The sequence below is a fragment of the Desulfovibrio sp. MES5 genome, from assembly GCF_002237645.1.
In the GTDB taxonomy this organism is placed as follows: Bacteria; Desulfobacterota; Desulfovibrionia; order Desulfovibrionales; family Desulfovibrionaceae; genus Desulfovibrio.
The window spans coordinates 1-24428 of sequence record NZ_MJUZ01000023.1; the positions used below are offsets into that span (position 1 = coordinate 1).

19 protein-coding genes and 1 tRNA gene are annotated in these 24428 nt (G+C 54.2%); 18 read left to right on the forward strand and 2 right to left on the reverse strand.

Annotation, left to right across the window (positions count from 1 at the left end):
• The first annotated feature begins 489 nt into the window (after nucleotides 1-489).
• Nucleotides 490-1170 carry a class I SAM-dependent methyltransferase gene (locus tag BCS36_RS07855; RefSeq protein WP_291302356.1) on the forward strand — a complete coding sequence of 227 codons (681 nt, stop codon included), beginning with the start codon at nucleotides 490-492 and terminating at the stop codon, nucleotides 1168-1170.
• 328 nt (nucleotides 1171-1498) lie between these two features.
• Here the strand turns inward: BCS36_RS07855 and BCS36_RS07860 are convergent, their stop codons facing one another.
• On the reverse strand, nucleotides 1499-2245 hold the full coding sequence (locus BCS36_RS07860; protein WP_291302383.1) for a cyclopropane-fatty-acyl-phospholipid synthase family protein: 747 nt from the start codon (nucleotides 2243-2245) through the stop codon (nucleotides 1499-1501).
• 363 nt (nucleotides 2246-2608) lie between these two features.
• Nucleotides 2609-2860 carry a HypC/HybG/HupF family hydrogenase formation chaperone gene (locus tag BCS36_RS07865; protein WP_291302357.1) on the reverse strand — a complete coding sequence of 84 codons (252 nt, stop codon included), beginning with the start codon at nucleotides 2858-2860 and terminating at the stop codon, nucleotides 2609-2611.
• Nucleotides 2861-3152: 292 nt separating this feature from the next.
• Here BCS36_RS07865 and ileS point away from each other — a divergent pair, with 292 nt between their 5' ends.
• From ileS to BCS36_RS07950, 17 genes are all read left to right on the forward strand, one after another.
• A complete protein-coding gene (ileS, locus tag BCS36_RS07870; RefSeq protein ID WP_291302358.1) occupies nucleotides 3153-5969 on the forward strand; it encodes an isoleucine--tRNA ligase in 2817 nt (938 codons plus the stop codon).
• A gap of 2 nt (nucleotides 5970-5971) precedes the next feature.
• Nucleotides 5972-6511, forward strand: coding sequence for a signal peptidase II (gene lspA / locus BCS36_RS07875; RefSeq protein WP_291302384.1), 540 nt, complete (start codon nucleotides 5972-5974; stop codon nucleotides 6509-6511).
• Nucleotides 6508-6714, forward strand: a complete 207-nt coding sequence (locus tag BCS36_RS07880; RefSeq protein ID WP_291302359.1) for a PLDc N-terminal domain-containing protein — start codon at nucleotides 6508-6510, stop codon at nucleotides 6712-6714. The genes lspA and BCS36_RS07880 overlap by 4 nt, the downstream gene beginning before the upstream one ends.
• A 13-nt stretch (nucleotides 6715-6727) precedes the next feature.
• Complete coding sequence (gene ybgF, locus BCS36_RS07885; protein WP_291302360.1) at nucleotides 6728-7744, forward strand: tol-pal system protein YbgF; 1017 nt, start codon at nucleotides 6728-6730, stop codon at nucleotides 7742-7744.
• 85 nt (nucleotides 7745-7829) lie between these two features.
• Complete coding sequence (locus tag BCS36_RS07890; RefSeq protein ID WP_291302361.1) at nucleotides 7830-8468, forward strand: protein phosphatase CheZ; 639 nt, start codon at nucleotides 7830-7832, stop codon at nucleotides 8466-8468.
• 135 nt (nucleotides 8469-8603) lie between these two features.
• The gene (locus BCS36_RS07895; RefSeq protein ID WP_291302362.1) at nucleotides 8604-9428 is read left to right on the forward strand and encodes a nitroreductase family protein; all 825 of its coding nucleotides are present in this window, start codon (nucleotides 8604-8606) and stop codon (nucleotides 9426-9428) included.
• A gap of 229 nt (nucleotides 9429-9657) precedes the next feature.
• Nucleotides 9658-10392, forward strand: coding sequence for a FadR/GntR family transcriptional regulator (locus BCS36_RS07900; RefSeq protein ID WP_291302363.1), 735 nt, complete (start codon nucleotides 9658-9660; stop codon nucleotides 10390-10392).
• Nucleotides 10393-10579: 187 nt separating this feature from the next.
• On the forward strand, nucleotides 10580-11779 hold the full coding sequence (locus tag BCS36_RS07905) for an MFS transporter (RefSeq protein ID WP_291302364.1): 1200 nt from the start codon (nucleotides 10580-10582) through the stop codon (nucleotides 11777-11779).
• Between the two features lie 94 nt (nucleotides 11780-11873).
• Nucleotides 11874-13088, forward strand: a complete 1215-nt coding sequence (locus BCS36_RS07910) for a mandelate racemase/muconate lactonizing enzyme family protein (RefSeq protein ID WP_291302365.1) — start codon at nucleotides 11874-11876, stop codon at nucleotides 13086-13088.
• 227 nt (nucleotides 13089-13315) lie between these two features.
• Nucleotides 13316-14605 (forward strand): MFS transporter, encoded by a 1290-nt coding sequence (locus BCS36_RS07915; protein WP_291302366.1) that lies wholly within the window; start codon nucleotides 13316-13318, stop codon nucleotides 14603-14605.
• Between the two features lie 629 nt (nucleotides 14606-15234).
• Nucleotides 15235-16032, forward strand: a complete 798-nt coding sequence (locus tag BCS36_RS07920) for a flagellar hook-basal body protein (protein ID WP_291302367.1) — start codon at nucleotides 15235-15237, stop codon at nucleotides 16030-16032.
• Nucleotides 16033-16214: 182 nt separating this feature from the next.
• Entirely contained in the window at nucleotides 16215-17000 is a 786-nt protein-coding gene (flgG, locus tag BCS36_RS07925) for a flagellar basal-body rod protein FlgG (protein ID WP_179980687.1), read from the forward strand.
• Nucleotides 17001-17014: 14 nt separating this feature from the next.
• Nucleotides 17015-18280, forward strand: a complete 1266-nt coding sequence (gene flgA, locus BCS36_RS07930; RefSeq protein WP_291302368.1) for a flagellar basal body P-ring formation chaperone FlgA — start codon at nucleotides 17015-17017, stop codon at nucleotides 18278-18280.
• 50 nt (nucleotides 18281-18330) lie between these two features.
• Nucleotides 18331-19050: a flagellar basal body L-ring protein FlgH gene (locus tag BCS36_RS07935; RefSeq protein WP_291302369.1), complete on the forward strand. Its 720-nt coding sequence runs from the start codon at nucleotides 18331-18333 to the stop codon at nucleotides 19048-19050.
• A gap of 855 nt (nucleotides 19051-19905) precedes the next feature.
• Nucleotides 19906-19992 (forward strand) — tRNA-Leu (locus BCS36_RS07940).
• A gap of 174 nt (nucleotides 19993-20166) precedes the next feature.
• Nucleotides 20167-21954: a DUF6538 domain-containing protein gene (locus BCS36_RS07945; RefSeq protein ID WP_291302370.1), complete on the forward strand. Its 1788-nt coding sequence runs from the start codon at nucleotides 20167-20169 to the stop codon at nucleotides 21952-21954.
• A gap of 6 nt (nucleotides 21955-21960) precedes the next feature.
• Complete coding sequence (locus BCS36_RS07950; protein ID WP_291302371.1) at nucleotides 21961-24225, forward strand: AAA family ATPase; 2265 nt, start codon at nucleotides 21961-21963, stop codon at nucleotides 24223-24225.
• Nucleotides 24226-24428 lie beyond the last annotated feature (203 nt).

A 24428-nucleotide genomic window follows, 5' to 3' on the forward strand; every position in this document is an offset into this window, starting at 1 on the left:
AACTTGGAAGTTAAGCTCTCCATCGTCGATGATACTGCATAACGTCATGTGGGAAAGTAGACCGCTGCCAACATCTTTTAAAGCTCCCCGCTGCATCCTGCGCGGGGAGCTTTGTTATTTTACGCCAAAGCCGTTTCTCCGCTCTGCCGTCCTTATCCGTAGCGCTGCTGTCTGTTCCCCTAAGCCGCAAGAACGGCCAAGGGGAATGCCCTTTCTGGGCACGTTTCACGCAGCACGGCTCCAACCTCGCCTACGGCTAAGGCAACGTCATGTGGGATCGCTGCTGGCCTCATCCGCAAAGCGCTTATAGCGCTAACGGCTGAGGCAAAGTAGACCGCTGCCAACATCTTTTCAAAAGCCCTTCGCTGCTCAAGCGCGGAGGGCTTTTTGTCGTTCTGCGGCAGGGCATTGCCTCATCATTCGCTTTCTTTCCTCATACCTATTGCCGTCTGTTACTGCTTTGACCCATATTGCTGATGTTCCTGGCCAATGATACGGCTTGTATTCGACAAAGCATGGCGCGTTATAGGTCGTATCAACGAGGCACACATGAATTTAGACAAGGTTCATCCGTCATGGCAAAACATCCCTTCACTCTATGAGCGCCATGCGGAGTATTTTGATAAATCGCGCGGGAAAAATCTTGCCGAACAGCCGTGGCTGGATATGTTTCTTGCCACAGCAGGTCCTGCCAGCGATATTCTTGATTTGGGCTGCGGTTCGGGCGAGCCGCTGGCTGCCTACTGCATTGCCAAGGGGCACAAGGTAACGGGCGTTGACGTCTCAGCTCCGCTGTTGGCCCTGTGTAAAGCGCGGTTCCCAGATCAGGCGTGGTTGCTTGGTGACATGCAGCATTGTCAGTTGGGCAAAAAGTTCACGGGCATTATGGCCTGGGACAGTTTTTTTCACCTTCCCCCAGATGGGCAGCGTGGTATGTTCGCTGTATTCCAGCGTCATGCTGCACCCGGAGCCGCACTCATGTTTACCTCTGGCCCGGGTGGCGGGGAGGCCATCGGGACGTTTCAAGGCGAGGAGTTGTACCACGCCAGCCTGGACGCAGATGAGTATGCTGGCCTTCTGCCTTCCCACGGCTTTGCGCTGATGCGACATGTAGTTGAAGATCAAAACTGTGGCGGCCATACCATCTGGCTGGCCCGTTGTTTGGACTGATTGCAGGATGTTCCGGGAAATTTTTTTAATCGCGCCAAGCAGAGGTTTACGCAGGGTGGTTTGCCACAAACCCTACGAAAGGTGGCTTTGACATGTGGCCCCGGGCGCTTGATGTGCCAGTCGCATGTATAAGCCTCTCGCATGCTGGCTCAGACAGCTATTAAGATTGCGTGATGTCTTTCTGATGCGGTCTTGGACCCTTGCCTCAGATAGGAAAATTCGGTGTTCTTAAATTACACCAAGAGTTTTAAGGGGGAATGGGGAATATGCCCTTTTTGCAAAAAGCCTCTAGCAAAGTATTTCAAAATAAAACAGCTCTGGAACCTTGCTACCGCGCCATCAGTGCAAACACGCCCCACCCGAGGTATTCACGGCTGTAGGTAACGTAGCGCAGGGGCTCAGTCGTCAGCTGGTCCCGAACTTCCTTTGCAAAATCATCGTCCGGGTTGGCTTCGAGCCAGCGGCGCATGGTCAGCCACTTGGCCGCCTCGTACCTGTCCCATCCTTCCAGATCAGCCAGCACCATCTCCACAACGTCGTAGTTGAGGTCTTGGAAATGGGCGACAAGTTCGGGGAGCGTGCGGAAGTCGTCAATGGAGCTGGCGAGGCATCCCCTGGCCACTTCTTCCGTTGGCGGCAACTGCAGCCAGTATGGCTCGCCGACAAGAATAATACCCCCGGCGCAAAGGCTCTTTTCGAGAAGCTCAATGGTGCCGTCGACCCCGCCGCCGATCCAGGTGGCCCCTATGCAGGCCGCTACATCAACCTTTACGTCCGCGATATAGCCTGCGGCATCGTTGTGGATGAACGTGACCTTGTCGGCAACGCCAAGTTCAACGGCGCGCTGCTTGGCCTGTTGGGAAAACAGCTGGCTCATATCGACGCCGATGCCGGTAATTCCGTAATCACGCGCCCACGTGCACAGCATTTCGCCGGACCCGCTGCCAAGGTCCAGTATGCGGGTTCCCGCTTTGAGGCGTAAGGCCGCGCCCAACATGGCAAGCTTTTCAGCCGTGTAGGGGTTATGAATGCGGTGGGCGCTTTCAGTAATGGTGAATATGCGTGGGATATCCAATGCAGTGCTTCCTTTCATGACCGTTTTCTGACGCCGATTTTTTGATGTCTGCAATAATTGTTGCGTGGAGCGACATAAACGAAAAAACGAGGACGTGAACATTGAAAGCATCGTAGTCTGGGCTGTTTATTAATATCGTATGTATCAGTGTAATTGCAATAAAAAATCCCTCTGGCTGAGCCAGAGGGATTTTATGTAGGTATGATGAACAGTTTTGCGAGCGCGGCAGGCTGAACTGATGCGCCCTGCGCCGCAGGGTGGTCAAAAAATCACGCCAATTCCCGAGGCGTTGCTCAGGTGTCGTCAGGCGTAGTTGATCATAGTCAGGCGTCGCCAATCAGGCGCGGCCCAAAAGCCGGACTGCTAAAATTGCGGCGGGCCGTCTTCCAGAGCTTGGGCCAGTTCGCGCAGGGCAGACAGGCTTTCTTCCGCTTCAGTGGGGCTCAGCGTGTGCAGGGCAAAGCCCGCGTGCACAATAACGTAGTCGCCGATATTGGGCTCTTCGGGCAAAAGCATGACAGAAGCGTTCAAAAAAGTCTGGCTTTCACCCACGCGAACGCGGGCCATACCTTCACCAAAAAGTTCTTCAATACGGGCGGGAATGGCAAGACACATAGTTACCTCTTGTCAGGCAGATAAACACCGTTGCGGTTTCGGCAAGCCCTTGGGCGTCCACAAGCCGCCGCAAGCTGAAGGAAATGCAGCTTACCAGCCCGGGCAGGAGTAGGCAAGCAGCCGGGGCGGAAGATCTTTTTGCCGAAATTGTTTTTGTTTGCCGCATCAGCGCGTCAGGCAACGCGAGGTACTTGCGAATCCTTGACTTTAGGCGTCTCTTTGCCCAAACTACAGTGATTTTTCTCACCGCTAATGACATTTTTTTCTTGCGACATCAGTGCCGGGAGCCCCAATGAGTGATTATAAAAAAACGCTGAATTTGCCCCAAACCGCCTTTCCTATGAAAGCCAATCTGGCCCAGCGCGAGCCGGAAACCCTCAAGAAGTGGGAATCCATTAATGCCTGTGCCGCCATGGTGGAAGCTTCGGGCAGCAAGGGAACCTACATCCTGCATGACGGCCCGCCCTACGCCAACGGGCACATTCACATGGGCACGGCGCTGAACAAGATTCTCAAGGACATTATCGTCAAGTCCCGCAACATGGCGGGCTATACGTCGCGCTATGTGCCCGGCTGGGACTGCCACGGCCTGCCCATCGAACATAAGGTGGAGCAGGAACTCAAAGAAAAGAAAAAAGAACTTCCGGCCCATGTGGTGCGCAAGCTCTGCCGTGAATACGCCTCCAAGTGGATTGACGTGCAGCGCAAGGAATTCAAGCGCCTGGGCGTGCTCGGCAACTGGGAAGACCCCTATATGAGTATGAAGCCCGCGTATGAGGCGGCCACGGCTGACGAACTGGCCAAGTTTGTGGCCACTGGCGGCGTGGTGCGCTCCAAAAAGCCCATTTACTGGTGCTGCTCCTGCCATACGGCGCTGGCCGAGGCTGAGGTGGAATACTATGACCACACCTCGCCCTCGATCTATGTGCCTTTCGCCCTGCCCGACGAAGGCCTCAAAAAGGTCTTTGCCGCCGCCGATCCTTCCCGCGCGAAGGTGGTCATCTGGACCACAACGCCCTGGACCCTCCCGGACAACATGGGCATCTGCCTGCACCCCGAATTCACCTACGCCCTGGTGGAAGCCGCCGGCAGCCAGTATATTCTCGCCGAAGAACTGGTGAAAACCTGCGCCGGCACCTTTGGCTGGAGCGACTACACCATCCTTGACCGCGCGCCCGGCGTGAAATTTGAAGGCCTCAAGGCGCGGCACCCCTTCTATGACAGGGAGTCCCTCGTCATTCTGGGCCAGCATGTGACCCTGGACGCGGGCACGGGCTGCGTGCATACCGCGCCCGGTCATGGCCGCGAAGACTATGAAGTGGGCCTCAAATATGGCCTTGAAGTCTATTCGCCCATGGACGACGCGGGGCGCTTTTTGCCCAGCGTGGAATTTTTCGCTGGCCTGAATGTTTTTGAGGCCAACCCAAAGGTTATTGAAAAGCTTGAAGAAGTTGGCGCATTGCTGCAAAAGGCCAAGATCAAGCACTCCTACCCGCACTGCTGGCGCTGCAAGGAGCCTGTCATCTTCCGTGCGACCACCCAGTGGTTTATCAGCATGGAAAAGAACGACCTGCGCGGCCGCGCCCTCAAGGCCATTGACGATCAGGTGCGCTGGATTCCCGCCTGGGGCCGCGAACGTATCCATAATATGGTGGAATTTCGCCCCGACTGGTGCATCTCGCGCCAGCGTCAGTGGGGCGTGCCCATCATGGCCCTGCTGTGCGAAGACTGCGGCGAGGCCTGGAATGATCCCGACTGGATGCATGAAATGGCCGCGCGCTTCGCCAGCCACCCCACGGGCTGCGACTACTGGTACGAAGCCGATCTGAAAGACATCGTGCCCGAAAAGCTCGCCTGTCCGCATTGCGGCGGCAGCCACTGGAAGCGCGAAACCGACATTCTGGACGTGTGGTTCGACTCCGGCACAAGCTTTGCCGCGGTGCTGGAAAAGCGCCCCGAGCTGGGCTTTCCGGCTGACCTGTATATGGAAGGTTCCGACCAGCACCGGGGATGGTTCCACAGCTCCCTGCTGGTCAGCGAAGGCACGCGCGGCTGCGCGCCCTACCGCTCCGTGCTTACCCACGGCTACGTGGTGGACGGCGACGGGCGCAAGATGTCCAAGTCCATCGGCAATGTCATCGCGCCGCAGGAACTCATTGAAAAATTCGGGGCCGAAATCGTGCGCCTGTGGGTTTCTTCGGTGGAATACCGCGAAGATATCCGCATTTCGGACGAAATCCTTGGCCGCCTTGTGGACGCCTATCGCCGCATCCGCAATACCTGCCGGTTCATCCTCGGCAATCTGAACGACATTTCGGCCGACGATCTGCTGCCGCTGGACAAGCTGGAGTCTCTTGACCGCTTTGCCCTGGATGCGGCGGGTCGCGTGCACGAGCGTGTGCAGCAGGCCTATATGGATTTTGACTTCCACAAGGTTTACCATACCCTGCACAACTATTGCGTCACCGACCTTTCGTCCGTGTATCTGGATATTCTTAAAGACCGCCTCTACGCCTCGGCTCCGGCCAGCGAAGAGCGGCGTTCGGCCCAGACAGCCCTGTGGCACATCCTGTGCCTGCTGCTGCGCGACATGGCCCCGGTGCTGTCCTTCACCGCCGAGGAAATCTTCGCCCATCTGCCCGAAAGCCTGCGCGGCCCGGAACTCACGGTATTTGCCCTGCCGCCGCTGGAAGCTGCGCCCTACCTTCTTGACGAAGGCACGCGCGACGACTGGAACGTGCTGCTGGCCGTGCGCGGCGCTGTGACCAGGGCCATTGAGCCCATGCGGCGCGAAGGCATCATCGGGCATTCGCTGGACACGCGCGTCACCCTTTTTGTGGCCGACGAACTGCGCCAGCGGCTTGAGGGCCTGCATACCGACCTGCGCGCCGTGTGCATTGTGTCGCAACTGCAGATGGAAGCTCTGGACCGCGCGCCCCAGGCGGCGTATCAGGATGAAGAAGTGGCGGGTCTTGCCATCGGCGTTGAGAAGGCGCGCGGCGAAAAATGCGAGCGCTGCTGGATATACAGCACCGAACTTGGAACCGATCCCGCACATCCCGCCTTGTGCCCGCGTTGCACGGGGGTTATCAAGGCAATGGAATCCTGAGGATTATGCGCAGACGTTACCGTATTCTCGGGGGCATGGCCCTGCTGGCACTGGCGCTTGATCAATTGAGCAAGTATATTGTCATGCAGACCATCCCGGAGCACAGATCTGTTCCGGTGATCCAGGGCCTGTTTGACCTTGTGAACATACGCAACCGTGGGGCGGCCTTTGGTTTTCTGAACCGCTCCGATATCGAGTGGCAGTTCTGGCTGTTTCTGGTCGCAACGGCAGTGGCCGCATGGGCCATATTCATGCTGGTTCGCAGCTCGCATGAAGACCCCTGGCTGTTCGCGGGACTGGGGCTGGTTCTGGGCGGGGCACTGGGCAACCTTGTGGACCGCGTCCGCTTTCGGGCGGTTGTGGACTTTCTGGATGTCTATTGGGGCGACTGGCACTGGCCTGCCTTTAACGTGGCCGACTCGGCCATCTTTGTGGGGGCCGCCCTGGCCTGCCTCGCCATGTGGCGTCAGCCTTCAGGGGCCGGAGACAAAACGGGCCGTAACGCCGGAAAAGCCTCCGGCAAGGGAGGTAATGCCGCATGATGTTTCATTGGTGGCATGTGGCTCTGGTGATGATTCCTATGATCCCCACGTTGTGGAGCATTATCCACATATGGGGGCATGAGTTTCCTACACCGCAGCAACGGGCGCTGTGGCTCGTGCTAGTGGTTTTTTTACCGGTTATCGGCGGTATCATCTATATTTTCACAGGGCGTAAAAAAGCTCTGGGAAAAGTGCAAATTTGAAAAAGAGGATATTATGCGCACATTCCGTACATTGTGCTTTGTCACGCTGGCTTGCGCTGCTCTGCCGCTGAGCGCCTGCGTATCCGGCGGCAGCTCCAGCGGGGGCAGCCTCAGCCTTGAACAGCAGGTGCAGCAGCACGATGTGCAGCTGCGTCAGATGCAGCCTTCGCAGGCTGACGCCTGGAATCAGATTCAGGCTTTGCGGCAGGAACTGAACACCATGAAAGGGCAGATGGATGACCTTAACAATGCTGGCGGCGCGCGTGCCCTTGTGGACCGCGTGAACCGGCATGACGAGGCCCTGCGTCAGGTTGAGCGCAGCATGGCGCTGAACCTGAACCTTGGCGAAGCGCCGTCCGCCACTTCCGCCGCCGCGCCTGTCGCGCCCACGGGCCAGGTCGCGCCTTCAACCCAGACTGCGCTTCAGACTCCCAGCTACGGGCAGCCTACCTATGGCCAGCCCGCCTACGGTCAGGCCGGCGCCGCCGGTTCCGTGGCCGCCGGTTCCGCCGGGTATGCCGCTGCCGTGCCCGAAGGCGTGCAGCCTTACGGCGGCCAGACAGCCGCCGCTGCGGCTCCCGCCGCGGCTCCTGCCGCCAGTACCTGGGGCCAGCCTTCGCCGCAGCCGCAGCCGCAGGTGCAGGCTCCGCAAAAGGATATCTCGCTGGCGCTCTATGACGCTGGCGTCAATGCCTATAATGCCCGCAAGTATGATGAGGCCCAGCGCTCCTTTGCGGATTTTCTGAAAAACTACAAGAGCCATAATCTGGCTCCCGAGGCGCAGTTCTACATGGCCGAGTGCTACTTTCAGCGTAATCAGTACGCGGATGCGGCCCTTGCCTATGACAAGGTCATCAAGGACTATCCCAAGTCCTCCAGCGCGCCCGGCGCTTATCTCAAGCAGGGCATAAGCTTCAGCAAGCTCAACCAGGGCGCGGCCTCCAAGGCTCGCCTGGAAGAACTCATCAAAAAGTATCCCAATTCGCCCGAAGCGGCCCGCGCCAAGACCTTCCTCAAGACCAACAAGTAAGTTCCACATGCCGCCGTGCCGTGCTCCGGCGCGGCGGCATTCTATTGCCTTTCCCCAACAGCGCCCCAAGCGCAAAGGTACACGCATGAGCGACAAAAAGGCCGAACCCGCCGTGTACAGGCAGTTGAGCGCGGACATGCGGCAGGGGCTCAAGGATATCTATAAGCAGATTTCCACCGCCTCGCAGAGCAAGCCTCTGACCGATACCGACACGGACGCGCTTTTTCATGAAGCCACCGCCCAGCTGGCCGAAGTGCTCAAAGCCACGGAAAGCGCCACCATGTCCATTATGGAAGTTGTGGAACGTCATCTTGACTTGCAGGCGCAGAATGCAGAACTCCTGTCGGCTGTGCGCGAGGGCAGGGCGTCGCAGGGGCAGATTTCGCGGCTCGAAGGCAACAATGCCCTGCTTGGCGACGACCTTACCGGCCTGCTGACGGCCCTGAGCTTTCAGGACATCACCGGGCAGCGCATCAAGCGGGTGGTGTCGGCGCTGAACAAGATCGAAAACACCGTGGTGGAGCTGTATATTTCTTCGGGCCTCATCATGGAAGGGGCGGAAAAAGATCCGAACAAGGACACGGAATCCCTGCAGACCGAGGCTCGCAAAGCTGTGGAGGATTTTCGCCAGCACCGCAAGAAAGCCGATGGTCTTCAAGGGCCCGACACCAACGGCGTGTCGCAGAGCGCCATTGACGATATGCTCAGCCAGCTTGGCATCTAGACCAGATTGATTTTGTAAAGTTACATGCTCTGGCATGCCTGGTTCGCAGTTTTTTTAAGGCCTCTTGTGAATACGGGAGGCCTTTTGCTTACACGGGGCACGACAAACGCTGCCGTTCGCCCAGAGGAGAATATCATGAACGTATTTACTGTTGATCACGATCTGTGCCGCAAGGACGGCATCTGCGCCCAGGTTTGCCCGGTGCATATTATTGACGCCGAGGTGGGCGCGTATCCCAGCATGGATAAGCACAAGGCCGTCTACTGCATCGGCTGCGGCCAGTGTATGGCCTTTTGCCCCACCCAGGCCTGCGCGGCACCCGGTCTTGACCGCAAGGACTGTCAGCTCCTGCGCCCCGAGCACATGCCCACGGCGGAACAGGTTGAAGAGCTTGTGGCGTCCCGCAGGTCTGTGCGCAATTTTAAAAACAAGAATATTCCCAGGGAGCAGTTTGAGAGCCTGCTGGCGGCGGCCCGTTTTGCCCCGACAGCCAAAAATGTCCAGAACCTGCGCTGGATTGTGCTTGAATCGCGCCAGCAGGTAGTGAAGCTGGCGGAATTGGTGGTGGACTGGATGCGCACCTTGCTGCAGATCGACCCCGCCCTCAATGAAGGCATGCACGCCAGCGGCCTTGTGCGCGCATGGGAAAGAGGTGTTGACGTGATCACCCGCACGGCTCCGCATCTGGCCGTGGTGGTCGCTCCCCAGTGGCAGTGGGGGCGGACGGATTCCGCCATTGCCGCCACCTATCTTGAACTTCTGGCCCAAGCGCAGGGCATTGGCTGCTGCTGGGGCGGCTATCTCTGCACGGCCCTTGAACACCCGGCGGCGCAACCTGTGCGTGACTTTCTCGGCATCGGGCCGGATGAAATGGCTTACGCCGCGCAGATGATGGGCTATCCGCTTTTCAAGGCCAGGGTGCGCCCCGTGCGCAAGGACGCCTCAGTGACTTGGATTTGATAGGAGCCTTGGCATCGGTCTGGCTGATTGCCTTTGCACGTTGCCAGGTTTTGCCAAAGGGATTTTCCGGTGAGGGAATCCCTTTGGCAAGGGCTGTTCAAGATATAAACAAAAATAAAAATCTTTTATTACATTATGATACGAATATTTGAATTCCAGAATTCTGGAATTCCACTTGACGGACTGTCGCGCATGGCTTAGTGAAAAGAAAAACTCAACAAGGTAAGCAATGATTTCAATCCCTGAAGAAAGCAGAAAACTGAACAAGCTCTCGGACCAGAACTCCGGGGTTTTGTATATTCAGGTTCTTGAAAAGATTCGCTTATGGATCCTTAATGGCTACGTGAAAGAAGGCGAGTATCTTCCTTCCGAGCGTGAATTGGCGGCGCTTTTTGATGTGAGCCGCATGCCTGTGACGCAGGCTTTGAAGATTCTGGAATTTCTTGGTGTCGTGTGCTTCGTCAGGGGCAAGGGTTTTTGCGTAAAAAATATCGACCTGCACCACATCATCAACTGCATAGGGTTTATGGTTCTTCCTGCGCAGAACAGCATCAACGACATTCAGGAAGTGCGGGAAAGCATCGAGGTTCAGGCGGCCACCTTGGCGGCCCTGCGCCGGACGGATGAAGACCTGGCGGAAGCTGAGGGTGCCCTGGCTGAAATGGAAGCCCGATGCGCGCGTGGAGACAATGTGGCCGAGGCCTCGTTGAGGTTTCACGGGGCGCTGGTGCGGGCCTCGCACAATGACGTTCTTGTGAAGGTGAATGATTTTTTGCTCGAACTGTTGCGCAGTACGCGGCTCGAAACCTTGCGCGACAAAGCGCAACTGGACTTGGCCATAGCGCAGCACCGTGGAATCCTTAAGGCGGTGACCGAGCGGAACAGTGAAAAGGCCGGAACACTTATGCGTGAACACCTGCGGGTATTACCCACACATCATGAAATTATGGTTGTAAATGGATAGGGCGCTTTTTTTTAGATGTCATGGAATGCCAGTATTCCATAACGGGAAGGGGTAGTTGGGCGTGTTTTTTTTGTCAAACGTGGAATGCCAGAATTCCAGTATCGCTAATGATACCAGATTAGCCATTGATGAGCCAGGCAGGCGCCGCTATCGGGCGCTAATCTTCTTTGTTATTTCGCTAAGCTACGTGATCTCGTATTTTCATAGGTCATCCACGGCTGTAATCGGCCCTGTTCTTATGGAAGATCTCAAAATTTCTTCCACGGATTTGGGGATTGTCGGTTCCATGTATTTTTGGGCCTATGCCATTGCGTGCATACCTTCCGGCCTGCTGACAGACGCCATTGGCGCGCGCAAAACGATTGCTGTTTTTCTTTGTGTTGCTGCCGGGGGAACCCTCTTATTGGCGTCAGCGGGCAGTGTTTCCCTGTTGAGCGTGGGGCGTTTTTGCATCGGCCTTGGCGTCAGCGCCGTTTATATCGCTGCCATGAAAATTTTTTCTGACTGGTACAAAAAAGACGAACTGGCCACATGCTCCGGGGCCTTGCTTGCGGTCGGCAATGTGGGCGCTCTGCTTTCCACTGCGCCGCTCGTTCTGCTTATTGCGCAATTTGGCTGGCGCGATACCTTCGCGGGGATGGGGTGGTATACCCTGATCATGGGGGGCGTTTCTTATCTTCTTATCCGCAATACGCCTGGTGAGCTGGGTTTCAGGCCTGTATCCGAAGAAGCAGGCGCGTCAACTGAAAATCCAACGATTTTTGAAGCGCTGGGCGCGCTGCTGACAAACAGGAATTTTTGTCTGCTCAGCCTGCTCTCATTTATGTATTACGGCACCTTTATGGGGGTTGGGGCGCTGTGGGCCGGGCCGTATCTGCAGGATGTCTATGGGTTGTCGCGCCAGGCCTCGGCAGCGGTCATCATGTTTTTTCCCATTGGCATGACCATTGGCTGTCCTCTCAGCGGGTATCTTTCCGATAAGATTTTGCGGTCTCGCAGGCGCGTTTTGCTCTATGGGTGTATATTGCACCTGTTGGCGTATATCCCTTTCATTTTGTTCACCGGCAGCATGCCCACCGGGGTGCTCTACCTCCTGTTTCTTTACTTCGGTATTTCCGGCGGCTTTTTCGTATCCTGCTTCGCTTGCGCCAAAGAAATTTCGCATCCGGCTTTTGCCGGTACCTCCATCGGCGCATTGAACATGCTGCTGGCCTTTGGAGCCGCGTTTTTTCAATACGTTCTTGGCTGGATTCTTGCCCTTTGCGGCAAGACGGCTGGCGGCAGCTATGGCGAAGATGCCTATAGAATGGTCTTTGTGGCGGCTGCGGCAGGTCTGATGGTTGGAGTGGCGTCCATCTATAGGTTTAGAGAAAGAAAGGTATTATAAGCTCGGGCTTTGATGTCTTGAAGAGCTTTATAATAGGGCTATGTCAATCGATCTTTAACTTGTTACGCTCACGTATGTGAGAAAGGTGCTCGCAATGAAGATTGTCAGTGTAGATGTTATGCAGGTTCCCAGTGGCAATGCCGGAGCCTCACGAGGCGACTGGCGCCCCGTGATTGTGCGCATCAATACGGATGAAGGCATCAGCGGTTTTGGCGAGGTGGGGCTTGCCTATGGTAAGGGGTGGCGTGCTGGCGTCGGCATGGTGCAGGACTTTGCCGAGGTCATCATTGGCGAAGATCCCATGCAGATAGAAAAAATATGGGAAATGATTTTCCGTACGACATTCTGGGGCATGGGCGGCGGCACTGTGGTCAATGCGGGCATGAGCGGCATTGACATCGCTTTGTGGGACATCAAGGGCAAGGCCCTGGGCCTGCCTGTCTGGCAGATCATGGGCGGCAAGACCAACGACAACCTGCGCACCTACGCCAGCCAGCTCCAGTTCAACTGGGGAACCAATCTTTCCAAGCAGCGCCTTATCGAACCAGAAGAATATGCTGAAGTTACGCGGGTAGCCATGGCCGAGGGGTATGACTCCATCAAGGTTGATCCAATGATTTTCAGCAACCAGCCAGATGGCAAGGGCCCCTGGAAGATTACCGGGCCTCTGGAACACAAGGTCATCAAAACCGTTTACGACCGTATTGCCGCAATGCGCAAGGCTGGCGGCGATGATTTGGATATTATTATTGAAAACCATTCCAATACGGACACGATTTCGGCCATCCAGATAGGCCGCGCTCTCGAAGAACTGCGCATTTTCTACTATGAAGAACCCTGCCATCCCCTCAATGTGGAATCAATGGTGGAGATCAAGAATAATGTGAACATCCCCATTGCTTCCGGCGAACGTATTTACACGCGCTACGGCTACCGTCCTTTCTTCGAAAAACGCGCCCTGCAAGTGATCCAGCCCGACATATGCCTGTGCGGCGGCCTGACCGAAGCAAAGAAAATTTGCGACATGGGGCATACCTACGACTGCGCCGTGCAGATACATGTTTGCGGCAGCCCCATATCCAAGGCCGCGGCTCTTCAGATCGAAGCGGTCATACCGAACTTCATCATTCATGAGCACCATCAGCGGGCACTCAATATAGAAAGCCGTGAAACGTGCCTCTACGACTACCAGCCCGTAAATGGCCGTTACGCCGTGCCCGACAAGCCCGGCATTGGTCAGGAACTGACGCCTGAAACCATTAAACGGTGCGATATCATTACCGTGACTCGTTCCAAAAAATATATGTAGCCATCCGAAGGAGGCGCTTGCATTTGGTTAGCCACGACATGCAAGCGTGCCGGGAGCTTTTGTCGGGGGCGGCAAAAGCTCCCGGGATGGCAGAGGGGCAAGAGCGACGTCATGACAAAGCGGGTGCGTAACGTCAGCAAAGACGGTGATGCCTTAGCCATAAAGCGTGTGTCGCATGAGGGTTACTGTTCATCGATGCGTAAGCTTCGGGAAAGGAGTTTCTTACCATGTCAGTAGTAACAGGTGAAAATATTTCCAATGCGGAAAAACCAACGCATCAAAGGCAATTGCTCGCGGGCATTTTGCTTGCGGTAGTGTTTTTCTCTTATATCGACCGTGTTAATGTCTCCATTCTGGTAGTTGATCCTGGATTTCTGGCAGCAATGGGCATTACCGGGGATTCAGTGCAAAAAGGCCTCTTGATGACGTTGTTTTTGGCCGCCTATGGGGTGGGCAACGTTATTTTGAGCCCCCTTGGCGATATTCTTGGACCCCGCAAGGCCATGGCTCTTTCGATTGTTATCTGGGGTATTTCTCTCGTTGTTGGCGGGCTCGCCAGCGTATTTACCACCATGCTGGTATCGCGCGTGATGCTTGGACTTGGCGAGGGCATGCACTTTCCCATGCAGAGCAAGTTCATCAAGGAGTGGTTTCCTCCCTATGAACGGGGCAAGGCCAATGCCGTGTGGCAGACTGGCATGGCTCTCGCTCCGGCCATCGCCATGCCGTTTTTTACGTGGCTCATTCATATCTCCGGCTGGCGTGAAAGTTTCTTTGTCCTCCTGACCATGGGGCTGATTCCGTTATATCTTGTCTGGTTTCACACGTCGGATACGCCGCAGAAAAACAAGCGCATCAATGAGGCTGAGCTGCGGATTATCGAAGAAGGACTCGCCGCTGAAAAAGCCAAACAGACCCTGGGCAAAGCCACTTTTACAGAAGGGCTTAAATCCTTTGTAGGCAATTACCAGTTCTGGCTTATCGTTGTATACTATGTGGTTCATACGTCTGTTCTTTGGGGTTCAATGACATGGCTGCCATCATACCTTAAAGAAGCGCGCGGTTTTTCGTGGGCCGCCATGGGCGCGCTTTCATCGTTGCCCTGGGTATTAGGCGTGGCGACTAAAATTCTGTCGGGCATCCTTGCCGACAAGCTCGGGCGGAGAGCGCCAATTATTCTTGTAGCCATGATTGGCGTGGGCCTCGGCGTGTATTTTGGGGCAACAGCTGAAGACAATATGACCTCTGCCATCTTTCTGTCCATCGGCATCGGCTTTATCGGCCTGGGTGGCCCTACGGCGTGGACGCTGATGCAGGATATCGTGCCCGGAGAGGGGATATCCACAGCGGCTGGGGTTATGAATGGCGTGGGTAACGGCTTTTCCGCTCTTGCTCCCCTGGCGATCGGATTTCTCATTTCGATCACTGGAAGTTACTTTGGTGGGCTGCTGTATCTTGTGGGGTGCGCTGTTGTTGGCGGCATCGCCATGCTTATTTTGACCATCAAGGGCCGTTAATATTGATTTTACATAAAGTTACCTGGATTGGATGACTACCTTAAATAAAAGGTTTCATTGCAGGCAACAGCAAACCATACATTTCTGACGCACGCGAACTGTGTCGCCAGGCCCGGCATCCATCCCCGGGGTAATGCAAAAGCCATATGTGTGCTCCCGCACATATGGCTTTTGTTTTTGTCGTCTGTCGCCCGCCCCATTGGCAAAGGCCTGAGCAAGGTCACGACGCACCTGCTCTGGACACTGCGCAGGGTGGCGTTCTCACAGAAGGCGTAAGCGCGAGTTAGCTGCGCGGTCACGCACCGAGGATGCGCCTTTTGCATATAAGAATATACCTGCAAATACCTGCGTAGCGGTCAAAGCATCGTTGCTGTCTTCGCTCGTAACTTCCTTCGTCGTAACGGGCGAAGCATGTTAGCGGACAAATATTTTTGGCGCGCGGTGTTACAGAAATTCACGCAGGCATCCATGCTGCATGTCGCAAGTGCAAGGTCTTCTCCTTCTTTAACGCTTTGGCCTGTGGGGGCTTTTGGCCCGTACTTTGCAAAGATCGTGGCACGGGCCACCGGGCCCGGGGAAAAGATGGCCGCGCACCCGCTTCAGCGCGTCTGCCAACCAAGGAGAAGCACATGCAAGCTGGCATGTTTAGCGGACTTTTTGCCGCACTTACTACCGAGCACCGCATGAATTATATCGCCAATAATTTGGCGAATGCCAACACGCGCGGCTACAAACGCGACACCGTGGCGTTCAAGGACACCATGGTCAGCTATGCCTTTGACGAAATTCGCGAGCCGCTCCTGAACCTCAAGTCAGACCCCCTGTTTCCCGAGCCGCTCAATGCCTCAAGGGTTCGGCTGGCGGTGTCAAAGATAGATTTTGCCCAGGGCTCCATGCAGTACTCGGGCAATCCTCTTGACGTGGCCATAAACGGCGAAAACGCCTTTTTTCGCGTGGCCACGCCAACTGGACAATTTTTGACGCGCAACGGCGCCTTTGTGCTGTCTGAAAACGGCACCATCATGACGCCGCATGGCTATCCGGTGCAGGCTCAGGGCGGCGGCAACATCACCATTCCGCAGGGTACGCGGCATATCCAGATAAGCGGCGACGGCCAAGTCATTGCCGACAACGACGTGCTGGGGCAAATCGCTCTGGTCAATGTGGATAATCCGCAGAATCTTGAGAAGATGGGTAATAATCTGTATCGCCCCCGCGAGAACATACAGGTGGCTGAGGGCGACGCCTACCTTGACGGAAGCCGCCTGGAACAAGGCTTTACAGAAGCCGCCAACGTCGAGGTGGTGCCCGAGATGGTGAACATGATTGAGGTGCAGCGCCAGTTTGAAGCGTATCAGAAGGTCATGCAGACCTCGGACACGCTGGACCGCGCGGCCACGGAAAAAGTGGGCCGCCGACAGGGTTAGGCTTTTTCATTTGAAAGGGCTCTTACGGCTGCGTGAGCAGACGCTCGACATGAAGGCGTGTACGCGGTTCATCCGCGCTGGCAATCGCCGTAACGGGCGTGCCGTATGCTTTGAGAATGCATATTCGCAAAGGTAGTCTGCTCCAGGGCTGACAGCGAAGGCTGAAACAAGGAGAGTTTTCCATGATGCGTTCCCTTTGGACTGGAGCCACCGGCATGGTGGCACAGCAACTCAATATTGACGTCATTTCCAACAACCTGGCCAACGTCAACACGACGGGCTTCAAGAAAAGTCGCGCCGAATTTGAAGACCTCATGTACCAGACCATGCGCATGGCCGGGTCCATAACCGAGGGCGACAACCGTTTGCCGGTGGGCATCCAGGTGGGCATGGGCACGCGCCCCACGGCCGTGCACAAGTTTTTCACCCAGGGCGACTTTCAGAATACCGGCAATACGCTGGACGTGGCCATTGAAGGCGACGGCTTTTTTCAGGTGGATGTGAACGGCGAGCTCATGTACACCCGCGCCGGTTCCTTCAAGCTCAATCAGGACGGCACGGTGGTGACGGCCAATGGCTACATTTTGCAGCCGGAATTTGCCGTGCCTGCGGAAACCAAGAATATTTCCATTTCTTCGTCCGGGCATATAGCCGCGCTTGACGCCCAGGGGCAGGAAATCGCGGGAGCGGAAATTCCGCTCTACACCTTCATCAACCCAGCCGGTCTCGACGCGCGCGGGCGTAACCTTTTCACGCCCACGCAGGCTTCGGCCGATGCGGTGGAAGGCGTGCCCGGCACGGCCAATGTCGGCACACTGGCGCAGGGATTTCTGGAAATGTCCAACGTGGAAGTGGTGGACGAAATGGTCAACATGATTGTTGGCCAGCGCGCCTATGAGGTCAACTCCAAGTCCATCCAGACGTCAGACTCCATGCTTGGCATCGCGGTACAGCTCAAGCGCAGTTAGGCGGTAGCAGCATCATGAAATTACTGGCGGTACATATATCCACAGCAACGGATGTGGCCGGGGCAGGGCGCAACGCGCGGCTCGTCAGGCTGGTCTGGTTTGCCGTGTCCGTTGTTCTGCTGGCGCTGACGCTGGCCTGCCTGTGGCGGGCCGGGCCTGTGCTGGCGGCGGGCGGCGTGCCGCAGGCTGTATGGCAGGATAATGACCGCAATCACAGGCGTTCGCCCGCACAGGTGAAAACCCAGTTGCGGCAGCCACAGGTTCGCGCCGGGCAAATGCCCCTGAGCCCCGAAGCCCAGGACGCCAGAGCGGCCAAGACCGGTTCTCAGCTGGCAGCCAACGCTGTGCCCCTGGCCCAGGAAGGGCAGCTGAACATGCTGGGACAGGGCGACTGGCGGCTCAAGATCGTCTCTGCTGCCGTGACCGGCACCAGCATGGTGCTGCTGGGCGATATAGCCGTGCCCATCGGGCAGATGGATCAGGCGCAGTGGGACGCCTTGCGCGCCACCCCCCTGTGGGAAGCGCCGCCCGAAGAGGGCAAACCCTTGCAAATCAACCGCTCACGCCTGTCGCAGGCCTTACGTCAGGCTCTGGGGCAGGATGTAGCCGGGCGGTGCATTTTGCCCACCTCTCTCGTAATACAGCGCGGCGGTCTGGTCTTCAGGGAAGACGATTTGCGCAACTATGTCGTCAAAAGCCTGACTCCCCAGTTGGCGGCCATGCCGGGAGAGGCCGAGCTTACGGATTTTCGTCTGCCGGAATACATTTTTCTTGCCCACAGCCAGCAGCGCGTACAGCTCGAGCCGGGCAAGCTGGCTCCTGGGCGCGTGCCTTTGCGCTTTGCCGTACAGGAGGCGGACGGCACGGTTTTGCGGCGGGTGGCGGGCACAGCCACGCTGGCCTTGTGGCTTACCGTGCCCACGGCGGCACAGTCGATGAACAAGGGGGACGCCCTGACAGCCCAAAGCGTCACCTTTATGCGCGTCAACGCCGGGCAATTGCGCGACCTGCCCTGGGACGGCCACGGCGGCCCCTGGCAGCTGGCCCGCGCCATCAATGCCGGAGACACAATCCTGCAAAGCGATCTGGCCAATCAGCTTATGGTCAAGCGCGGGGATGTCGTCACACTCATATTTTCCAGAAATAACCTGCGCATCACGACGCAAGCGCAGGCTCTGGCCGACGGCGAACCCGGCGCGACCATTCCGCTACGGAACTTGCAAACCAAAAAACAGGTCTTCGGCATTGTCAAAAACGGCAATACCGTGGAGATACACTAGGCGTTGCGGCCGCACTGGCGGCAAGGCGCGGTTACGAAGGAGAGGAGCATATGCAGGCACGTCATGTCATACCCGTTCTGGCGCTGGTTTTTGCGCTGTGCGCCGCCTGCGGCGGCGGGCCGCGCAAGCATCCGGCCTTGCAACCGCCTGTTGTCGACCCGCAGGAATACAGGCAGGAGACCAACGCGGCAAATAACCCCGGCTCGCTTTTTGCGGCCAGTGAGCAGGATACGCTTTTTTCCGACAGCCGCGCCCGCAGGGTAGGGGACATTGTTGTGGTCAAACTGGTGGAAAACACCAAGGCCCAGAACAAGGCTGAAACCACGGCCAAAAAGAACGGCGCAAACGATTATCAGGTGGGCGCGCTCTTCGGGCAGACTTCAAACGGGTTTATTCCCTTTCTGGGGGTAGGCCCCACCAGCAAGATAGGCGTTCCGGCCCTGTCCTCGACGTCGGCCAGCGACCTCTCGGCCACGGGCAAGACCAAGCGTGAAAACTACGTCACCACCTCTCTGGCGGCTCGCGTCATTCGGGTGCTGCCGGGCGGTCTGCTGCAGATAGAAGGCGCGCGTGAAATCCGCGTCAACGAAGAAACAGAGTATATGGTGGTGCGCGGCATGGTCCGCACCAAGGACGTGAGCGCGGACAACAGCGTGCTTTCAACCCAGATCGCCGATGCCAGCATCGAATACTATGGCCGCGGCGTACTGGCCGACAAGCAGAAGCCTGGCTGGTTCACGCGGCTTATGGACAATGTCTGGCCCTTCTAGCTGTAGAGCGAGACTTTGAAATAGTTTGTGAGGGAGGGAGCCTTTTGCAAAAGGGTTCCTCCCTCCACGCCCCATCCCCTAAAACTCTTATTTTCTTTTAGAGCCGTTAACCTTGAAAAGGTTAACGGCTCTGCTGTTGCACGAGAGGCTGAGCGCCGCAACGTGGCGTAGATTCTGCCGAAAAGCGCATTTTAGGGCAGCATGGCAAATTGAAAAAGGAAGCATTTTCAAAGTAATCTGATCTGGTCCAGCGCCAGAGTTATTTCACAATGAAATGCACTGGCGTGGAGTGTTCGTAAACGGCGGACTGTTCAGGCAGGCCCGCCTGGCCCCGCCTAGCCCTGTTTGCCCCCTGAACGTTGCCCGGCCTGCCCTGCGAGTCGCAGTTTGTCTCGGCGTGTTCCTGTCTGCCTTCATTTGAAAGATCTGCCTTGATTTTGCGGGCAGAGCGGAGCCGGCACGACAACGTTGGCAGAGCCTTGCCACTGGCCGGAATCAGTGTGATGCCGCCTCTCGGCAGCGACCGACACTGACATGCCCGGAACACAAGGGCAAAGCACGTTTGCTACAGCGTTGTCGCTTGCGGACAGACACAGGTGTACAGGCCTGGGTGCATAGGCCTGGGTGTACAGGGCAGAGCACGTTTGCCACAGCATTGTCGCTTGCGGACAGGCCCGGGTGTACAGGCCGGGTGCACAGGGCTGGGTATGCCTGCCCTGAACAGGTGCCGCCTGTGATATGTGGAAGGATATCCCCGTCAGGCTTTGTGTACGGATCTGCAACACCATAATTTTTTTGACAGGTGGGCAAAAAAAGCTTGCCAAGCACTGCCCGTTCGGGTAAATCAATCTTCGCGCCGAAGTGGTGGAATTGGTAGACACGCTAGGTTCAGGGTCTAGTTCTCGCAAGGGAGTGGGAGTTCGAGTCTCCCCTTCGGCACCATCTTTTAAGAGTCGTTACAAGCAACAGCCTGTAACGACTCTTTTTTTTGGCTTGTGCCCAGCATAGGCACCAGACCAAAACCCGCCCTTGGGAGCTTATGGGGTCAAAGCGCGGGGTCAAAGGCACGACAAAATTAGGCGCAAGCCCGTTTTGCCGTTGCCAGGAGAAAACCCCATGCCCCTTCCTCTTCCTGCCCTTTCCAGCCTTGTGCCTGCCGTCGCCAGCAACCAGGATGATGACAAAAAGTCAGCACCTGCGTATCTTTATTGCAAAAGAAAAATCTACTATTTTCGATATGCCTTTCCCGCCAACCTGCGAAAATCACTTGGGCGGGCCGAGCTGCGCGTGAGCCTGCAAACGTCCTACCTGAGGATTGCGCGATTTCGCGCCCGCATGCTGTCCGCAGAAATTGGCAATATGATTCTTGAGGGGTTTATGCTGGACTACAAGGAAATACGCCGTCGCATGAATATCCTGCTCCAGCGCTTGCTGGAGCAGGATCACGCTGATCTTTCAGAACGTAAAGATGTCTCAATACGGAATGTTGAAATCCAGTATGACCAACTGCGGCTCTCCCAAGCTGAAATACTTTTAAGCATAAAGACGCCAGAGCAACTTGAAAACATTGCTCCCGCATGTCTCATAGAATTATTTCGCTCAAGGGCTTTCAGCCGAGAAGAACTTTCTGCAAAAAACTACCTTCAGATAGTCAAGGCATATAACGAAATGCAAATCACGCTGCATCGAATTGATGCTGCGCGGGCCCAGGGCGATTTCTTGATGGAAGAGGAAATCATGGGCCGCGATTATGGGAAGTTGCCCTATGAAATTGATAGCTCGCTGGAACAAACGTTCAATGCGATCTCATCAACTCCAGAAAAAAACATTGGAAAACTTAAAGATTCGACACTCTATTCCGAAGCTATGGAGCGATACATAAACCAAAAGCTTCAGGACAGAGAATGGCAGGAACATAGTGTAACTGACCACAGGGGACGTTTAAGCGAATTTTTGGCAATTATTGGTGACAAACCAATTCAGGAGATTACGCGCGCAGACATGCGGCGTTTTCGCGAAACATTACGAAAACTTCCGCCCAACCGCACTCGAGTGAAGGAATTCAAGAATAAAAGCATTCAAGAATTGCTTGAACTCAATGTCCAGACCACCTTGAGCACCACGACAGTTAATATCCTCGTGGAAGCCGTGGGCAGCATGCTTGCGTGGTATGTTAGAGAAGGAATGCTGGCCGCCAACCCCGCGACCCACCTTCAGATCAAAGACAGCCGACAAGCTATTGAATTGCGCCAAGCATTCTCTGACGACGAGCTCGCTAAAATTTTTGCGCACCCCAAATTCGCGAGAAAAGAGTTCAAATCCCCCTCTTATTACTGGATTCCCATGATCGCCCTTTTCACGGGCATGCGCCTCGAGGAGATTGCCCAGCTTCACTGCGCCGACATCTATGAAAGCCAAACAAAGGGAATCTGGGTCATTGATATCAACAGCAACGGACTTGATGAACTTGGCAGGCCCAAGCTGCTGAAGAACAAAAACGCACGAAGGATTGTCCCCATCCACCCTGATTTGATAAAAATTGGCCTACTTGAATATCACGCTGACATTTTAAAGAAAAAGCATGTCAGACTGTTCCCTGACCTGAAGAAATCCGAAGGCGCAGTCAAGTTTGGCAAACAGCCTGGCAAGCAATTCAAAGCTATTGTAACCGCAACTCTCGGTGAGGCTTCTGGTAAAACATTTCACTCGCTCAGGCACACCTTTGCCGATTTTTTCAAACAGCGTGGGTTGCAAAATGATTACTTTCGACAAGTCTTTGGGCATGAATTGCCCATGCTCGCTGCCAAGCAGTATGGAGAAAAATTTCCGCCTGAGCTTTTATATGAAAAGGTAATTATGAATCTGGCATGGGAACATATTGATATTATACAAAAAAATAGGTGAAAAAAGATGAAATACGCCGTCGATAGTAAATTATCATTAAAGGTTCAAGAGATACGCACAAAAAATGACCGGATGAAAATGCCAGAGTGCTTGCAGGACAATAAAAAAGCAGAAATTTTTATTGGTCTTACTAATGCTTTATTTCAATGTCTGCCCCACCGGGAAAGAGAAGATTTTTTAGAGGAACTTGGCAATCCACAGCAAAAGCATGTAGGTATCATCGCCAATCCAAACAGGTTTACTGGTGACGATATTGTTCAATTTGCTTCGGAACAACTAAACAGAAGACGTGTTCAGGCTGCGTGTATTGTCTCAGAATTATTAGGAATAAAGCCTGAATACTGCTTTGATGTCGGTCCTGCTACAAGAGACACCGAATCCGATGCTTCCCCGTCTGTGAGGAATAGGATTGAAAATGAACTAGAACCAATTATCTTATTTGATTTCATTCCAGAAAAAATTCAGGTTGGAGAAGAAATATACATACTTTCATTTTTTGATGATTTGTATAGTTTTGATGGAAGCGTGGAACAAAAACTTTGCCATTATTCGAATACAAATAAGCAAAACTTCTTATTGATAGCATCTAGTATTCTTGTCAATATAGAGCGCCGTAAGAAAAAAATTTTAGGGATTGGCTACGCTCCTGCAACGGCATGGCCATTTTCAAGAGTGGCTATAGATAAATTTTCAGATGCGCCCGTCATTTTTCCAATGTCCTTGCACGTCGCTTTTCATCTTAGAAAAATATGTCGCGAGGCCAGTCTTAATGAACGCGATTGTATCGTTTCCGGCTACGCTGGCGATACTAAAACTTTTGATGCACACTGTTTCTATGGCCGTAACGTTATACTGCTCCCCATCTTTTCGCGGGATGGTTACTCTGCCGCAATCGATTTTGCATCGATGCTACGTAATGCTGGCGCAAGCGATGTAAAAATATACCCTTGGCCCATCATGGCCCTTGGAATGCCTGCTGATGCGATGACTGCCGGATCAGGCTCCCCTTGGAAGCATGAGTTCCTTGATAAAAAAGTTGACCTGAGCGAACAGATTGCCCCGTCCTCTTTTCTTAACAAGATTATTAAGACGGCATTGTCCGTCCCTAATTTTGAAAATCTACTCGCTGAAGTCGGCTTGACGGCTCCCAAAGAATGCCCTTCGCAAAAAAAAGCTGAAGCACTGCCGATCAGCACTCTAAACGAGATAATGGATTCCCCTGAAATCAGTATCGATACAGATCCTTCATTAGACTTAATCATCAAGCCGCACTTTATATTGTTTATGTGGGGAGGAAGTAACACTGGAAAAAGTTTTATACTTTTGACATTCATTCTTGGTATTGCTTCTGGTACCCAAGCATTTTTCTTCGCTGGCAGCAATATTCCTCGTAATGTTTTACTACTAGATGGTGAACTCACAAATGATCAGTTCAAACAGCGCCTAAAACAGCTTACTCGGAATAAGCACTCATTATTTGAGTCTGTTAAAAAGCATATATTTTGTCATTTTGCGCGTGAAACCGGCTCACTTGATTTATTAAATCCAGAGCACCAAAAAAAAATTCTTGCACGAATCAGGCAAGATAACATTAAAGTTCTCGCCATTGACAACCTTATTTCACTTGCTGATAAGGCTTTGAAAGGAAGGACAAATGAACTTTTTGATTTTTTCTATTCGATTGAACGTGAAGGAGCTGCAGTTATTTTTGTAAATCACGCCACAAAGGACAATGATGATTTTAAAGGACCTTCGAATATAAGAGACAAAAGTCAGACAATTATTCACATTGAAGGTCGTAAAACATTGATTGATGACGAAAATAGTAGTGAAGCAGTAAAACATGCTCTCAAAAACAGCGAGGACATTGTTGTACGATTGAATTTCGACAAATGCAAACTTCCACCCAAGTTGAATGAAAAATACGGAATTTACCATCTTCCAGTGGATGGTAACTGGAACTATCTTGAAGGTAATGTACCCGTTGATACACCATTGTGTGTAACAACGCTTGACGATGATGAAACGGATGATAAAACTTCATCTGATGGTGATTTAAATAACAATGATTCGTTACTTTGTAACTTAACGGAAGATCAGCAAGCTCTTTACAAGCTGTTTCTCAGTGGGAAAGTGTTCTCCCGCGCTGATATTCAAGAGCATTTTCAGTGGGGGGAGGATAAGGCTGGCAACGAACTGAAGGCTCTCAAAAAAAAACAATTGATCATTGCTGTCGGAAGTGGACGTAATATCAGGTACAAAAAGAAATAGTCTTTTTCCCTTTGCAAGTTTTTGTCAGTAATCTTCTACGCCTTGAGAGCTATTTCCGCTTTTCATCGTTGTTTTCGGCGTCAGCATCACCGTCAAGAATTGCGGGCTTCCGTTTAGCACCGCTTTCAGCTTGAAATCTATCTGTTTCCCTCCGCGTTCGCTCCGTCAACATCTCCGCAAACGGAGAAAAACGGATAAAGACG

What these genes read in the sequence shown, in the direction of transcription:
- BCS36_RS07855 (WP_291302356.1), top strand. Translation starts at nt 490, where the DNA reads ATGATACGGCTTGTATTCGACAAAGCATGGCGCGTTATAGGTCGTATC.
- BCS36_RS07865 (WP_291302357.1), bottom strand. Translation starts at nt 2,860, where the DNA reads ATGTGTCTTGCCATTCCCGCCCGTATTGAAGAACTTTTTGGTGAAGGT.
- ileS (WP_291302358.1), top strand. Translation starts at nt 3,153, where the DNA reads ATGAGTGATTATAAAAAAACGCTGAATTTGCCCCAAACCGCCTTTCCT.
- BCS36_RS07880 (WP_291302359.1), top strand. Translation starts at nt 6,508, where the DNA reads ATGATGTTTCATTGGTGGCATGTGGCTCTGGTGATGATTCCTATGATC.
- ybgF (WP_291302360.1), top strand. Translation starts at nt 6,728, where the DNA reads ATGCGCACATTCCGTACATTGTGCTTTGTCACGCTGGCTTGCGCTGCT.
- BCS36_RS07890 (WP_291302361.1), top strand. Translation starts at nt 7,830, where the DNA reads ATGAGCGACAAAAAGGCCGAACCCGCCGTGTACAGGCAGTTGAGCGCG.
- BCS36_RS07895 (WP_291302362.1), top strand. Translation starts at nt 8,604, where the DNA reads ATGAACGTATTTACTGTTGATCACGATCTGTGCCGCAAGGACGGCATC.
- BCS36_RS07900 (WP_291302363.1), top strand. Translation starts at nt 9,658, where the DNA reads ATGATTTCAATCCCTGAAGAAAGCAGAAAACTGAACAAGCTCTCGGAC.
- BCS36_RS07910 (WP_291302365.1), top strand. Translation starts at nt 11,874, where the DNA reads ATGAAGATTGTCAGTGTAGATGTTATGCAGGTTCCCAGTGGCAATGCC.
- BCS36_RS07915 (WP_291302366.1), top strand. Translation starts at nt 13,316, where the DNA reads ATGTCAGTAGTAACAGGTGAAAATATTTCCAATGCGGAAAAACCAACG.
- BCS36_RS07920 (WP_291302367.1), top strand. Translation starts at nt 15,235, where the DNA reads ATGCAAGCTGGCATGTTTAGCGGACTTTTTGCCGCACTTACTACCGAG.
- flgG (WP_179980687.1), top strand. Translation starts at nt 16,215, where the DNA reads ATGATGCGTTCCCTTTGGACTGGAGCCACCGGCATGGTGGCACAGCAA.
- flgA (WP_291302368.1), top strand. Translation starts at nt 17,015, where the DNA reads ATGAAATTACTGGCGGTACATATATCCACAGCAACGGATGTGGCCGGG.
- BCS36_RS07935 (WP_291302369.1), top strand. Translation starts at nt 18,331, where the DNA reads ATGCAGGCACGTCATGTCATACCCGTTCTGGCGCTGGTTTTTGCGCTG.
- BCS36_RS07945 (WP_291302370.1), top strand. Translation starts at nt 20,167, where the DNA reads ATGCCCCTTCCTCTTCCTGCCCTTTCCAGCCTTGTGCCTGCCGTCGCC.
- BCS36_RS07950 (WP_291302371.1), top strand. Translation starts at nt 21,961, where the DNA reads ATGAAATACGCCGTCGATAGTAAATTATCATTAAAGGTTCAAGAGATA.